Source organism: Acidovorax sp. GW835-FHT14G06, assembly GCF_058793595.1.
Map to the genome: position 1 here is coordinate 231,172 of NZ_JBXAGA010000004.1, position 14,020 is coordinate 245,191.

Sequence of the window (14,020 nt, forward strand, 5' to 3'; positions counted from 1 at the left end):
GGCTGCGACCTGTGTCTCTCGCGCTACTGCGCGATCCCCGTCCGCTCCAGCACATCCCCCACCAGTTCCAGGCGGACCAGGGGGTTGTCCAGCTCCATCAGCCGCTGTTTCAGCTCCAGTGGCACTGGCAGCAGTTCGCACCATCGGTTCGCCACCCAGCCGCAATCGTTCAATTGCGCGGCAGTGGGGGTAACCATGCGGGACATGTCTGGGTCGCGTACCTGCAGCGTGTGTAAGACCTGCGCCAATGCAGTTGACGCCTTTTTGAGATCGTCCGGAACCGGCACTGTCAGATCCTGTTCGACGTGATCGACGTCAGCAATCCAGAGGCCGTGCTGCAGGTGATGGCGTTGAGTGATACGAAAACGCTGACTACCGCGGCATAACAGGGTGATCAGTCCGGGCTGGGGTGTCTCCAATTGCTCGATGATGGCCAAGGTGCCGACGTCGTTGAAGCGTTCTTTCGGCGCGCCGGCCTGGCGCACTTCATGGCCTTGGGTGAGGGCGACCACGCCGAAGGGTGCACCTGCTTGATGGCACTTGCGCACCATGTCTAGATAGCGCACCTCAAACACCCGCAGGGCCAATACTCCGTCCGGGAACAGGACGGATCCCAGTGGGAAAAGCGGCAGGGACGACAAGGTGAGGGGTGGGGTCATGGGCGTGTGGGTGCCTTCGCCCGCTATCATCCCATGACACCGTTGGCTTTTGCTGTGTACCACTGTTTTTGTCACATCCATGCTCTATCAGATCGCCTCTTTCCTGCTTGATGTTGTTGGCGGCTTGCTGACTGGGGCCTGCCTCTTGCGGCTGTACATGCAGTGGCAGCGGGTGCCGTTCTCCAACCCGGTCGGTGGGTTGGTGTTTGCGTTGACCGACTGGCTGGTCATGCCGCTGCGACGGGTGATCCCCCCTGCTGGGCGTTGGGATGTGTCCAGTCTGGTGGCTGCGATGCTGGTGCAGCTGGTGCAGTACGCGTTGTTGACGTTGCTGCTCGGTGCGGGATCGGCATGGGCGTGGTTGCCCTGGCTGGCCTTGTTCGGGCTGCTGCGCGTGGCGGTCTCGGGGCTGATCGGCCTGCTGATTGTCTATGCCGTCCTGTCCTGGGTACAGGGTGGCCGTTCACCGCTGGCGGATGTGATTGCGCGCCTGTGTGAACCTGTGTTGCGTCCTTTTCGGCGCGTCATTCCGCTGATGGGCGGCTTCGACCTGTCGCCATTGGTGGCGCTGGTGGTGCTGCAGGTTGTGATGATTGTTCTGGGCCATTTGCAGGCCAGTGTGATGCGTTAAGCATCCCAAAGGCCCGATGCGCTAGCCAAATATGCTCTATTTGCTATTTAAAATATAGCAATGGCGTGGTGAGGCCTCACTCAGTCCCCTTTTCGGGGACCGGGTATTTACATCACCGCGTCAGCAGGGAGTCGTTGCAGCATGGCCAAACTGCTGGCCACGGTGTTGCGCAGTTCGCGGCGGTCGCAGATGAAGTCCACCGCGCCTTTGGTTTGCAGGAATTCTGCACGCTGGAAGCCCTCGGGCAGGGTCACACGCACGGTGGATTCGATCACGCGCGGGCCAGCAAAGCCGATCAGCGCCTTGGGCTCGGCAATCACGATGTCGCCCACAAAGGCAAAACCTGCGCTCACGCCACCCATGGTGGGATCGGTGAGCACACTGATGTAGGGCAGGCCCTTCTTGGCCAAGCGGGTGAGGGCGGCATTGGTCTTTGCCATCTGCATGAGCGACAGCAGGCCTTCTTGCATGCGCGCGCCGCCGGTGGCGGTAAAGCAGATGAAGGGTACTTTTTGCTCGATGGCGGTTTCCACGCCACGCACAAAGCGCTCGCCAACCACGGAGCCCATGGAGCCGCCCATGAAGTCGAACTCGAAGCACGCGGCCACCACGTTGATGCTCTTGACGGCACCGCCCATGACGATCAGTGCATCGGTCTCACCCGTGTTCTCCAGGGCCTCCTTCAGGCGCTCGGGGTATTTGCGGCTGTCCTTGAACTTGAGCGCGTCTACGGGCAGGACTTCCTGGCCGATTTCGTAGCGGCCTTCAGCATCCAGAAATGCGTCCAGTCGGGCGCGCGCACCGATGCGGTGGTGGTGGCTGCAGTGGGGGCACACATTCTGGTTGTGCTCCAGATCGGCCTTGTAGAGCACCGTCTCGCAGCTCGGGCACTTGATCCACAGGCCTTCGGGCACCTGACGGCGCTCGGTGGGGTCGGTTTGCTGGATTTTGGCGGGCAGAAGTTTTTCGAGCCAGGACATGGTGTTCTCCTCTTCAGTGGCGCGACCTGCTACAAAGCCCGTAGGCGTTTGCGGGGCAGGCCGGGTGTGAATCTGTCGGCGCACCCCGAAGAATGCGCCGGGCTGCATTATGCGACTAGGCGTCCAGGGCCTTGCGGATGCCGCGCAGGAAGTCGATGGTCAGGGGCACCACCTTGGCGTGCTCCTGGTCTTCAATCAACTGGATGATGCGGCTGCCGATGACCACGGCATCGGCCACCTTGCCGATGGCCTGGGCGGTGGCGGCGTCGCGGATGCCGAAGCCCACACCCACCGGGATGGTCACGTGCTGGCGAATACGGGGCAGCATCTGCTCTACGGCCGCCGTGTCCAGCGCGCCTGAGCCGGTCACGCCCTTGAGCGATACGTAGTACACATAGCCGCTGGCCACGCGCGCCACCTGGGCCATACGCTCGTCCGTGCTGGTAGGGGCCAGCAGGAAGATCAGGTCCATGCCGTGCGCACGCAGACTGTCGGCAAATGCTTCACATTCCTCGGGCGGGTAGTCCACGATGAGCACGCCGTCCACCCCCGCAGCGGCAGAGTCGCGCACAAACGCGCCATCACCGTGCTTTTGGTCGTAGCGTTCCACGGGGTTGGCATAGCCCATCAACACCACGGGCGTCGTGCTGTTGCGCTTGCGGAACTCGCGCACATGGTCGAGCACCTGCACCATGCCAATGCCCAGGCTGAGGGCTTTCTCGCCCGCCTTCTGGATGACGGGGCCATCGGCCATGGGATCGGAGAAGGGCACGCCCAGCTCGATCACGTCGGCGCCAGCCTCGACCATGCCGTGCATGAGCGCGGGGGTGATGTCTGCGAACGGGAAACCGGCGGTCACATAAGGAATCAGCGCCTTGCGGCCCTGCGCCTGCAGGGCAGAGAAGGTGGATGCGATACGGCTCATTTATTTCACCACCTTGATGGGTTGCTCGCCGCCCTTGACGGACTGCCCCTGGCAGCTGGGTCGGCAGTAAAAATCGGCGCCACTGAGGTCGGCCACGGTGCCGATGTCCTTGTCACCCCGGCCCGATAGGTTGACCAGGATCGATTGGTCAGGGCGCATGGTCTTGGCCAGCTTCATGGCGTAAGCCACGGCATGACTGGATTCGAGCGCGGGGATGATGCCCTCGGTGCGGCACAGGTAGTGGAAGGCATCCAGCGCTTCCTTGTCGGTAATGCCGACGTATTCTGCACGCCCGATTTCCTGCAACCAGGCGTGCTCCGGGCCCACGCCGGGGTAGTCCAGACCCGCGCTGATGCTGTGGGTTTCGGTGATCTGGCCGTTGTCATCCTGCAAGATGAAGGTGCGATTGCCGTGCAGCACGCCCGCGCTGCCTTTTTGCAGCGATGCGGAATGCTTGCCCGAGTCCAAGCCTTCACCCGCTGCCTCCACGCCAATGAGACGCGTCTTTTCAAACGGAATGTAAGGGTGGAAGATGCCCATGGCGTTGCTGCCACCGCCCACGCAGGCGATCACGGCATCAGGCTGGCCGCCGAGCACCTTTTGCTCGGTCAGCATGGCGGGCATCTGCTCAATGCACTCCTTGCCGATCACGCTCTGGAAGTCGCGCACCATCATGGGGTAGGGGTGCGGGCCTGCCACGGTGCCGATGATGTAGAAAGTGTTGTCCACATTCGCCACCCAGTCGCGCATGGCGTCGTTCAGTGCATCTTTCAGGGTCTTGCTGCCAGATTCCACGGGCACCACGGTGGCGCCTAGCAGCTTCATGCGGTACACGTTGGGGCTTTGGCGCTTCACGTCCTCGGCGCCCATGTACACCACGCATTCAAGCCCATAGCGGGCGCAAATGGTGGCTGTGGCCACGCCGTGCTGGCCAGCACCGGTTTCGGCGATCACGCGGGGCTTACCCATGCGTTTTGCCAGCATTGCTTGGCCGATCACGTTGTTGATCTTGTGCGCGCCCGTGTGGTTCAGGTCTTCGCGCTTGAGATAAATCTGCGCGCCACCCATTTCGCGGCTGGTGCGCGCGGCATGGTAGATGGGCGAGGGGCGGCCCACGAAATGCTTGAGTTCGTAGTGGAATTCCGCCAGAAATTCAGGGTCGTTCTGGTAGCGCGCGTAGGCCTCGCGCAGCTCCTGGATGGCGTGGGTCAGGGTCTCGCTGACGAAGCTGCCACCATAGGGGCCAAAGTGGCCGGAAGCATCAGGTTGCTGATAGGAGCTCATGGGGATTCTTTGCAAGTTGGGCATCGGCCGCACGCACGGCGGCAACGAAGCGTTGGATTTTTTCGGCGTCCTTGATGCCTTTGATGGGCTTGCCATCGGGGCCGTCGGCTTCGACGCCGGAACTGACATCAACCGCCAGCGAGAGGCCTCGCGGGCGGACTTGCAAAATGCCATCGGTCACGTTTGCAGGCGTGAGTCCACCAGACAAAACGAGGTGAGAGCTGACGCTTGGTGGAAGGAGTGACCAATTGAATGCCTTGCCGCTGCCGCCAAAACCTTCGACATGGGCGTCGAGCAGGATGGCTTGGGCGTGAGAGTAATCGTGTGCGTATTTTACGAGGTCAAACTGTGCCGCTCCGTCGCCGAGGGGAATTCGTGCGGCACGCAGGTAGGGGCGGGCGCCCTGGTGGGTGGCAGCCAGACAATCCTGTGGTGTCTCATCACCATGAAATTGCACGGTAGCGCCGGCAATCATTGCGCTAGCTGCTATCACGTTAGGAGTGGATTCATTCACGAACAGCAGCACGGGCGTGACAAACGGCGGCAGGCGCTGTGCCAACTGCGCGGCCCGCTCAGCGGTGACCGCACGTGGGCTGGGGGCGTAGAGCACAAAGCCCACAGCGTCGGCGCCTGCGGCCACTGCTGCATCCACGTCCTCCTCTCGGGTCAGTCCGCAGATCTTGATGCGGGTGCGTAAGTTGGCAGACGCCTGGAAAGGGGCTTGGAGGCGTTGGCTGACGGTGGGGGCAGTTGTGATCGGTGTGGGGGCCTGGTTCATGGAAGCCAATCATACGCAGCCGTGCGCTGGGGTAGCCCCCAGGCGGCGTCGTAGACAGGCCCTTGAAAGTACAGCCCGTCTGGCGAAAACGTGGGCGCCGCTACCTTGCGGGACCGGGCGGCAAGCACCTGGGCCATCCACTCAGGAGACTGGGCGCCCTGGCCGATAGTGATCAGGCAGCCCATGATGTTGCGGATCATGTGGTGCAAGAAGGCGTTAGCCTCGAATTCGAACCGCCAATAGCAAGGGCTCCAGCCCAGCTCGGGGTGCGGTGTGGTCGCGCCCCGCCGCGCGATATCGATGCGTTGCAAGGTCTTGACGGGGGTCTTGGCCTGGCATGCAGAGGCACGGAACGAGGTGAAGTCATGTTCGCCGACCAGGTAGTCGGCCGCCTGTCGCATGGCGTCGTGGTCCAGCGGGTGAAACACCCAGCCCACCCGCCCGGCATCCACGCTGGGCCGTACTGGCGACTGCAGCAGTACATAGGCATAACGCCGGGCCACGGCGCTGGCACGTGCATGAAAGTTGTCTGGGACGGTCTGAGCCCATTGCACCGCAATGTCGGATGGCAGGAAGGTGTTGGTACCACGGACCCAGGACGCAGCAGGGCGGTCCAGCGGGGTGTCAAAGTGCACCACCTGCATCAGGCCATGTACACCCGCATCGGTCCGGCCCGCACAGAGGGTGCTGACCGGATGTGTAGCAAAGCGGCCCAGAGCCGCTTCGAGTTTGTCTTGAACGGTGTTGCCAGACAGCTGACTTTGCCAGCCACTGTAGGCTTGGCCGTTGTAACTGACACCCAACGCCACCCGGGTCACGGGGCGGCCTGGAGGGGTGCTGGGGCCTGAATCAGCGGAGGGGCCGAGCGGCATCAGCCCAGTTCGGCCAGCATGCGCTGGGCGCGGGTCTTGAGGGCGCCGCTGGACTCCGCCACGACCTCTTCAATCAGCGTGCGAGCTCCGTCGGTATCGCCAATGGCGTTGAACTCTTCCGCTAGCGCGAGCTTGGTGGCCAGCGGGTCGTCCTGCGCTGCGGCCGATCCATCATCAGTGAAATCCGGTGCGGGAGCCGCTGGGGCCTTGGCGGCGGGAGCTGCCATGGGCTTGGAGGGGGCGTTCAGGTCCAGCGACAGGTCGCCCAGATCAAACTCCATAGGGCCGGAGTCTTGGGGCTCGCCATGGAGCGGCATGGGGCCGGACGGCGCCATGGTCAGGTCGTCGCTGTTGGGGAAGTCCAGATTGGCCACTGGAGGCGGCGCCATCATGGGACTCGGAGCGGTTTCCTGACTGCTCCACGCGGCCGTGGGTTCGTCGGGGATGCTGGGCAGATCCAACTCGGGGCGCAGCGTCTGTGGTTCGCTGGCTTCACTGCGGTTGTTGGCCGCAGCAGCCGCAGCGGCCGCAGCAAAACCACCGGCTGCAGCAGGGGGGGCGTCCGTCAGCGCGTCATCGGGCAGGTCCAGATCCAGGTCGAGGTCCAAGTCTGGTGGCAGGGCTGCGGCAGGGCTGCCTGCACCAGTGAAGGTGCTGGGGAACCCGCCCGGTGGCACGGAAGGCGATTCATCCTCGGCCATTCCGGGGCGGCCGCCAGGTTGGTACAGGCGGTTTTCGGGCTCCAGGTCGCGTCCGAGTTCGGCAATGCGGTTCCAGTCAGGCCCTTCGCCTTGAGTCAGCTTGAACACTTCACCCGCGACGGCCTCCAGGGCTTTGCGGTCCTGGCGCTTGGCGTAGATTTCACCCAGCTTGACGTGCACCGAAACACGGCCTGGGTTGTGGCGCACGGCTTCTTTCAGGATTTCTTCGGCCTGGAGATCGCGGCCGTAGGCCAGATACACGTCGGCTTCTGCCACAGGGTCCACGTCGCCGCCAGCATCCAACTGGCTGGGTGAATACGCCATGGACGAGCCGGTGGTCATGTCACTGTTGGCGGTGTCTACACGCTGGCCGCCGCTGGCTCCGAAGAACGAGTCGGGTTGAATGCGACTTTCCAGGAAGGAGCTGTCCACCCCACCGTTCTGGCGACGGCGCTGGACCAGGCGGTAAGCGCCAAATCCGAGCAGGCCAGCAATCAGGATGCCGCCGCCGATGGGCAGCAGCGGGTCGTCCATGAGGGTGGACAAGAAACTGGGCTCCTCTACGGGGGTAGGAGCAGGATTGGGTGTGGGCGCTGGCTTGGGGGCAGGTGCTGGTGCAGACGCCTCTGTGGCGGGTACCGATGCGGCCACTTCGGCTGCCACTGCGGTGTCTGGCGGGGTGCTGGCTGCCGCTACGGGGGCGGATGCTGGGGCTTCGGGCGCAGGCGGCGCGCTCGGTGTTGCAGGAACGGCAGGGGCCTGCACGGTCACACCTGCAGGTGCGCTGGCCGCACTCGCGGCGGCGGGCGCAGGGCTGTTTCCGGCAGCTGCAGATGCTGCGCTCAGCTTGTTCAGGTCGGTGATGTTCTTGGACAACTCCGCCATCCGTGTGGCTGCTTCATTGGCCTGTTTGTCCTTGGCGACCTGTTCTTCGGCCGCCTTCTGACCCTTGACAGCCCCCTTGGACAGGGTCAGCTTGTCGGGTGCCGCAGTCGCGGGTTTTTTGTCTTCGACGCGCGTCTGGACGGTGCCAGAGGCAGAGCGCTGCGCCGCTGCCACTTCAGTCGAAGGGGCTGCACCCGCGAGCTTGCGGCGGAAGTCGTTGAAGTCCCGGGCCTGCGCGGCCAGGATCTGACGTGCCTCGGGGGCTGGGGTGGCTTGCGCCGTGCCTTGGTCGGGCATCTGCAGCACAGCACCAGCCTTCAGGCGGTTGACGTTGCCCTGGATGAACGCGTCCGGGTTGGCGCGCATCATGGCGACCAGCATCTGATCGAGTGAGACGCCTGCCGGCTTGTAAGCGTTCGCAAGTCGACCGGCGGTATCTCCTGCCTGCACTGTGACGCCATCTGCGGGTGCGGGGCGTGGAGCCGCAGCGCGAGGTGCGGCTGGAGCGGCGGCCGGCTCGCTGGCGCGGGCTGTTGCAGCAGGTCGCGTCGCAGGCACCTGGGGCGCCGCTGGTGCAGAAATCTGGGGGGCTGCTGTGACGGCAGGCGCTGTACGGCGCATGCTTGGTGGGTCAAACAGCATGGTGTAGCTGCGAACGAGGCGGCCCGAGCCCCAGTTGGCATCCAGCACCAGGTCCAGGAAGGGCTCGTTCACAGGCCGGTCGCTTGACAGGCGCAACACGGCGGTGCCGTCGGCTCGGCGCTGCAGCTGAATCTGCAGGTTGTTCATGGTCTGCGTGTATTCCATGCCCTGGGCACGGAAGACCTCAGGCGTGGCCGTAGTGGCACGCAGCGAGTCCGCTTCGGCGGGGGTGATCTGTGGCAGATCGATTTCAGCGCGCAGCGGCTCGCCCAAGGCAGACTGCACGGTGATGCGGCCCAGTGCCAGCGCAGACGCGTCGCTGGTGTAGAAACCAGCGCAAGCCACGGCCGCAGCCGCCAGGACAGAAAATTTCCAACGATGCATGTTTGCCAACAACTGATTAGGATTTTTTGCGGCTCGGACGAGCGGTGCTTTTGTTCTCATGGTCTGATCCCCGCCCCGGCGCGTGAAAATATGTAAAAAGCACCATAGCATCAATGTTTTGCACTGACAAGCTGAGGTGGCTCCGAAGCTTTGAGTGGGGTCCTGGCGCCCCAAATTGGGGTGTGCAGATGTTGCCAATTGCCAACGCCACGTAACCGAGTGTGTCGATGTCTCAGGCGCAAAAAAGCGCGCGCAAGAGGGCTTGCGCGCGCTTATGGGGTGGGGCGTTCAGGCGTTGAGCAGGATGCGCAGCATGCGGCGCAGTGGCTCTGCGGCCCCCCACAGCAGCTGGTCGCCGATGGTGAAGGCGCCGACGTACTCAGGTCCCATGGCCAGCTTGCGGATACGACCCACAGGGATGGTCATGGTGCCGGTCACGGCCACGGGGGTCAGGTCCTTGATGGTGGCTTCGCGGGTGTTGGGTACCACTTTCACCCACTCGTTGTCGGCTGCGATCATGGCCTCGAGGTCGGCCACGGGCACGTCCTTCTTGAGCTTGAAGGTCAGGGCCTGGCTGTGGCAGCGCATGGCACCCACGCGCACGCAGAAGCCGTCCACGGGAATGGCCGCAGAGCTGAAGCCCTCGCCCAGCCCAAGGATCTTGTTGGTTTCGGCCATGCCCTTCCATTCTTCCTTGGATTGGCCGTTGCCCAGGTCCTTGTCGATCCAGGGGATCAATGAGCCGCCCAGAGGCACGCCGAAGTTGGCGGTTTCGGCACCGGTCAGGGCGCGCTGCTTGGCGATGACTTTGCGGTCGATTTCCAGAATGGCGCTCTTGGGGTCGTCGAGCAGGGCCTTCACTTCGGCGTTGAGCGTGCCGTATTGGGTTAGCAATTCGCGCATGTGCTGCGCGCCGCCGCCCGATGCAGCCTGGTAGGTCTGGGTGCTCATCCACTCGACCAGACCGGCCTTGTACAGCGCGCCCACGCCCATCAGCATGCAGCTCACGGTGCAGTTGCCGCCCACCCAGTTCTTGCCGCCGTTGGCCAGCGCGTCCTTGATGACGGGCATGTTGACGGGGTCAAGGATGATGACCGCGTCTTTTTCCATGCGCAGGGTGGAAGCGGCGTCAATCCAGTGGCCGTTCCAGCCCGCAGTGCGCAGCTTGGGGAAGACTTCAGTGGTGTAGTCGCCGCCTTGTGCGGTAATGATGATGTCGCAGCGCTTCAAGGCGTCGATGTTGAAGGCGTCTTGCAGTGTGGTTTCGTTCTTGGCCTGCGTGGGGGCTTTGCCGCCTGCGTTGGATGTCGAGAAGAACAACGGCTCAATCAGGTCGAAGTCTTTTTCCTCGACCATGCGGTCCATCAACACCGAGCCGACCATGCCGCGCCAGCCGACCAAACCTACCAACTTGCTCATTTCAACGCCCCTTTCAGATTTAGAAACAGTGCCAGACCAGACTGTTTGCCCCGGCTCGTCTGGCCGGGAGAGGGCGCACGACGGTACCGGAGCTGGATCAGCCCTTAATAATGGTCGTGGTTTTGGTGGTGATTGCGCGCGCGGCCACGCCTGCCAGGGCGGCAGTAGCGGTGTTCAGGTTGAACGGGCGGGCGGCAAACATGCGATAGATTGTACTGGATCGTGGCTTGCACGGGGCTTGCACGGGGCTTGCAGCGTTGCGGGAACGCCATGGTCCGCTTTGCAACAGTGCCACTGGAGGGCTGGATGGGTGTGCGAGTCGGTCCACGCCCATAAAAAAAGGCGATCACAGAGGATCGCCTTTTGTGGATGCCACGCGCCGCCGCTGTGGAAGGCTCGAAGGGCTGGGGGGGGTTACGCCTTCAGCGCCTTCACCACGGCGTCGCCCATCTGCGCCGTGCCCACCTTGGTCGTGCCTTCGCTGTAGATGTCGGGCGTGCGCAGGCCTTGGGCCAGCACCTTTTGCACGGCGGCTTCGATGCGCTGGGCGGCGGCTTCCTGGTTCAGGCTGAAGCGCAGCATCATCGCTGCCGAGAGGATGGTGGCCAGCGGGTTGGCCACGCCCTTGCCGGCGATGTCGGGGGCGCTGCCGTGGCTGGGCTCGTACAGGCCCTGGTTGCTGCTGTTGAGCGAGGCCGAGGGAAGCATGCCGATGGAGCCGGTGAGCATGGAGGCTTCGTCGCTCAGGATGTCGCCGAACATGTTGCCCGTGACCACCACGTCAAACGCCTTGGGGGCCTTGACCAGTTGCATGGCCGCGTTGTCCACGTACATGTGCTGGAGTTCCACGTCTGGGTACTGCTGGCCCACCTCGGTCATGACGTCCTTCCAGAACTGGAAGGTTTCCAGCACGTTGGCCTTGTCCACGCTGGTGACCTTCTTGTTGCGCTTGCGCGCGGCCTGGAAGGCGACGTGGGCGATGCGCTCGATCTCGGGGCGGCTGTAGCGCATGGTGTCAAACGCTTCTTCGGCGCCTGGGAAGTGGCCGTCAGTGGCCACGCGGCGGCCGCGCGGCTGGCCGAAGTAGATGTCGCCCGTCAGCTCGCGGATGATGAGGATATCGAGGCCCGCAATCAGCTCGGGCTTGAGGCTCGATGCGCCTACCAGTTGCTCGTAGCAGATGGCGGGGCGGAAGTTGGCGAACAGGCCCAGGTTCTTGCGCAGGCCCAGGATGGCTTGCTCGGGGCGCAGGGGGCGGTCGAGCTTGTCGTACTTCCAGTCGCCCACAGCGCCGAACAGGATGGCGTCGGCTTCCTTGGCGAGCTTGAGTGTGGACTCGGGCAGTGGGTGGCCGTGGGCGTCATACGCCACGCCGCCCACCAGGGCGGATTCCATCTCGAATGGGAGTTCCAGGGCCTCCAGAACCTTGACGGCTTCAGAGACGATTTCGGTGCCAATGCCGTCACCCGGCAGAACTGCGATTTTCATTGAATTTGCTTTGTTTTTGATAGCTGCTAGCGCTTATGAGTAAAGCGCTAGAGGCCAGTCTGACTGATATTTTGGATGCTCGTCCCGTCTCACGACACCATGGTGTGCGCCAGCCAGGGCTTGGTCGCCAGCCGCTGGGCTTCAAAGGCCTTGATCTTGTCGGACTGGCGCAGGGTCAGGCCGATGTCGTCAAACCCGTTGAGCAGGCAGTACTTGCGAAACGCCTGCACGTCGAACGGGATCTCTTCGCCTTGGGGGCGCACGATGACTTGGCGCTCCAGGTCGATGGTGAGCTGGTAGCCTGGGAAGGCCAGCACTTCGTCGAACAACTGGGCCACTGTGGCGTCAGGCAGCACGATGGGCAGCAGGCCGTTCTTGAAGCAGTTGTTGAAGAAGATGTCGGCAAAGCTGGGCGCGATGATGGCGCGAAAGCCGAACTGATCCAAGGCCCAGGGCGCGTGCTCGCGGCTGGAGCCGCAGCCGAAGTTCTTGCGTGCGATCAGGATGCTCGCGCCTTTGTAACGCGGCTGGTTGAGCACGAAGTCGGGGTTGGGCTTGCGGCTGGCGGGGTCCTGGCCTGGCTCGCCGTGGTCCAGGTAGCGCCATTCGTCAAACAGGTTCACCCCAAAGCCGGTCTTCTTGATCGACTTGAGGAACTGCTTGGGAATGATCGCGTCGGTATCGACGTTCTCGCGGTCCATGGGGGCCACAAGGCCCTTGAGCAAGGTGAATTTTTGCATGGCGGTATTAGTTACTTGGCGGCCCGCTCGATGGCGCTGCCTGCTTTGCCAATGTCCTGGCCCACACCCTTGACGGTATTGCAGCCAGCCAGCACAAAGGCCAGGGACAGGGCGATGAGGGTGGCGGTCTTTTTCATGACAAGGCTCCTTCAGGCGGTTGGGGCAGTAGAGAGGACAACGGACGGATGATGGGATGAGCGTTCGGCTCAGGAAAACTGGCGGATGTCCACGAAGTGGCCATGCACGGCAGCAGCTGCAGCCATGGCGGGGCTCACCAGGTGTGTGCGACCACCAGCACCCTGGCGGCCTTCAAAATTGCGGTTGCTGGTGGAGGCGCAGCGCTCACCGGGCTCCAGGCGGTCGGCGTTCATGGCCAGGCACATGCTGCAGCCGGGCTCACGCCACTCAAAGCCTGCGGCCTTGAAGATCTGGTCCAGGCCTTCGCGCTCGGCCTGCTCTTTGACGAGGCCCGAGCCAGGCACGACCATGGCCAGCTTCACATTGCTGGCCACCTTGCGGCCCAGGTTCTTGACCACGGCGGCGGCCTCGCGCATGTCTTCGATGCGGCTGTTGGTGCAAGAGCCGATGAACACCTTGTCGATGGTGATGTCGTTGATCGGCTTGCCGGGCTGCAGGCCCATGTAGGTCAGGGCGCGTTCGATAGCGCCGCGCTTGTTGGCGTCCTTTTCCTTGTCCGGGTCGGGCACGCGGGCGTCAATGCCCAGCACCATTTCGGGCGAGGTGCCCCAGGTCACTTGCGGCTGGATGTCGGCCGCGTCGAGCTTGACGACGGTGTCGAACGTGGCGTCGGCATCCGAATGCAGCGTCTTCCAGTAAGCCACAGCCTGGTCCCACTCCACGCCCGTGGGCGACAGGGGGCGGCCCTTGACGTATTCAATAGTCTTGTCGTCCACCGCCACCAGGCCTGCGCGTGCGCCGCCTTCGATGGCCATGTTGCACACGGTCATGCGGCCTTCCATGCTCATTGCGCGGAAGACGGAGCCTGCAAATTCGATGGTGTAGCCCGTGCCACCCGCAGTGCCGATCTTGCCGATGATGGCCAGCACCACGTCCTTGGGCGTGACGCCCTTGGCCAGCGTGCCGTCCACTTGCACCAGCATGTTCTTGGCCTTCTTGGCCAGCAGGGTTTGCGTGGCCATCACGTGCTCGACCTCGGAGGTGCCGATGCCGTGGGCCAGTGCGCCAAACGCGCCGTGCGTGCTGGTGTGGCTGTCGCCGCACACCACGGTCATGCCGGGCAGGGTGGCGCCGTTTTCAGGGCCGATCACGTGAACGATGCCTTGGCGCTTGTGCATGAAGGGGAAGAACGCTGCCGGTGTGATCTGCGCGATGTTGTCGTTCAGCGTGGTGATCTGTTCCTTGCTGATCGGATCGGTGATGCCGTCGTAGCCGTTTTCCCAACCCGTGGTGGGCGTGTTGTGGTCGGCCGTGGCTACGATAGAGCTCATGCGCCAGACCTTGCGGCCCGCCTCGCGGAGGCCTTCGAACGCCTGGGGGCTGGTGACTTCGTGCACCAGATGGCGGTCGATGTAGAGGATGGAGGTGCCGTCCTCTTCGGTGTGGACGACATGCTCGTCCCAGATCTTGTCGTACAGGGTGCGTCCCATGGCG

Annotated in this window: 13 protein-coding genes; 1 reads left to right on the forward strand and 12 read right to left on the reverse strand. The window is 63.4% G+C overall.

Annotation, left to right across the window (positions count from 1 at the left end; translation table 11 throughout):
• Positions 1–23: 23 nt before the first annotated feature.
• Complete coding sequence (locus AC1Q64_RS08380; protein WP_492251021.1) at positions 24–659, reverse strand: LON peptidase substrate-binding domain-containing protein; 636 nt, start codon at positions 657–659, stop codon at positions 24–26.
• Positions 660–738: 79 nt separating this feature from the next.
• Between AC1Q64_RS08380 and AC1Q64_RS08385 the strand changes: the two genes are divergently transcribed.
• Positions 739–1,290 (forward strand): YggT family protein, encoded by a 552-nt coding sequence (locus tag AC1Q64_RS08385; RefSeq protein ID WP_291432701.1) that lies wholly within the window; start codon positions 739–741, stop codon positions 1,288–1,290.
• Between the two features lie 107 nt (positions 1,291–1,397).
• Here the strand turns inward: AC1Q64_RS08385 and accD are convergent, their stop codons facing one another.
• The 11 genes from accD to leuC all read right to left on the reverse strand — a co-directional run bounded on the left by accD (position 1,398) and on the right by leuC (position 14,016).
• Complete coding sequence (gene accD / locus AC1Q64_RS08390; RefSeq protein WP_015013229.1) at positions 1,398–2,270, reverse strand: acetyl-CoA carboxylase, carboxyltransferase subunit beta; 873 nt, start codon at positions 2,268–2,270, stop codon at positions 1,398–1,400.
• 115 nt (positions 2,271–2,385) lie between these two features.
• A complete protein-coding gene (gene trpA, locus AC1Q64_RS08395) occupies positions 2,386–3,195 on the reverse strand; it encodes a tryptophan synthase subunit alpha (RefSeq protein WP_492251022.1) in 810 nt (269 codons plus the stop codon).
• Positions 3,196–4,479: a tryptophan synthase subunit beta gene (gene trpB, locus AC1Q64_RS08400; protein ID WP_492251023.1), complete on the reverse strand. Its 1,284-nt coding sequence runs from the start codon at positions 4,477–4,479 to the stop codon at positions 3,196–3,198.
• Entirely contained in the window at positions 4,457–5,257 is an 801-nt protein-coding gene (locus AC1Q64_RS08405) for a phosphoribosylanthranilate isomerase (protein ID WP_291432697.1), read from the reverse strand. Before AC1Q64_RS08405 ends, trpB begins: the two co-directional genes overlap by 23 nt.
• Complete coding sequence (gene truA / locus AC1Q64_RS08410) at positions 5,254–6,129, reverse strand: tRNA pseudouridine(38-40) synthase TruA (protein WP_291432696.1); 876 nt, start codon at positions 6,127–6,129, stop codon at positions 5,254–5,256. Before truA ends, AC1Q64_RS08405 begins: the two co-directional genes overlap by 4 nt.
• The gene (locus tag AC1Q64_RS08415; protein ID WP_291432695.1) at positions 6,129–8,741 is read right to left on the reverse strand and encodes a motility hub landmark protein FimV; all 2,613 of its coding nucleotides are present in this window, start codon (positions 8,739–8,741) and stop codon (positions 6,129–6,131) included. The genes truA and AC1Q64_RS08415 overlap by 1 nt, the downstream gene beginning before the upstream one ends.
• A 288-nt stretch (positions 8,742–9,029) precedes the next feature.
• On the reverse strand, positions 9,030–10,160 hold the full coding sequence (asd, locus tag AC1Q64_RS08420; RefSeq protein WP_291432694.1) for an aspartate-semialdehyde dehydrogenase: 1,131 nt from the start codon (positions 10,158–10,160) through the stop codon (positions 9,030–9,032).
• A 414-nt stretch (positions 10,161–10,574) separates the two neighbouring features.
• On the reverse strand, positions 10,575–11,648 hold the full coding sequence (leuB, locus tag AC1Q64_RS08425; RefSeq protein ID WP_291432693.1) for a 3-isopropylmalate dehydrogenase: 1,074 nt from the start codon (positions 11,646–11,648) through the stop codon (positions 10,575–10,577).
• Positions 11,649–11,737: 89 nt separating this feature from the next.
• The gene (gene leuD / locus AC1Q64_RS08430) at positions 11,738–12,388 is read right to left on the reverse strand and encodes a 3-isopropylmalate dehydratase small subunit (RefSeq protein WP_492251024.1); all 651 of its coding nucleotides are present in this window, start codon (positions 12,386–12,388) and stop codon (positions 11,738–11,740) included.
• Between the two features lie 11 nt (positions 12,389–12,399).
• Positions 12,400–12,525, reverse strand: a complete 126-nt coding sequence (locus AC1Q64_RS08435; protein WP_005795904.1) for an entericidin A/B family lipoprotein — start codon at positions 12,523–12,525, stop codon at positions 12,400–12,402.
• A 69-nt stretch (positions 12,526–12,594) separates the two neighbouring features.
• Positions 12,595–14,016: a 3-isopropylmalate dehydratase large subunit gene (leuC, locus tag AC1Q64_RS08440; RefSeq protein ID WP_492251025.1), complete on the reverse strand. Its 1,422-nt coding sequence runs from the start codon at positions 14,014–14,016 to the stop codon at positions 12,595–12,597.
• Positions 14,017–14,020: the final 4 nt, after the last annotated feature.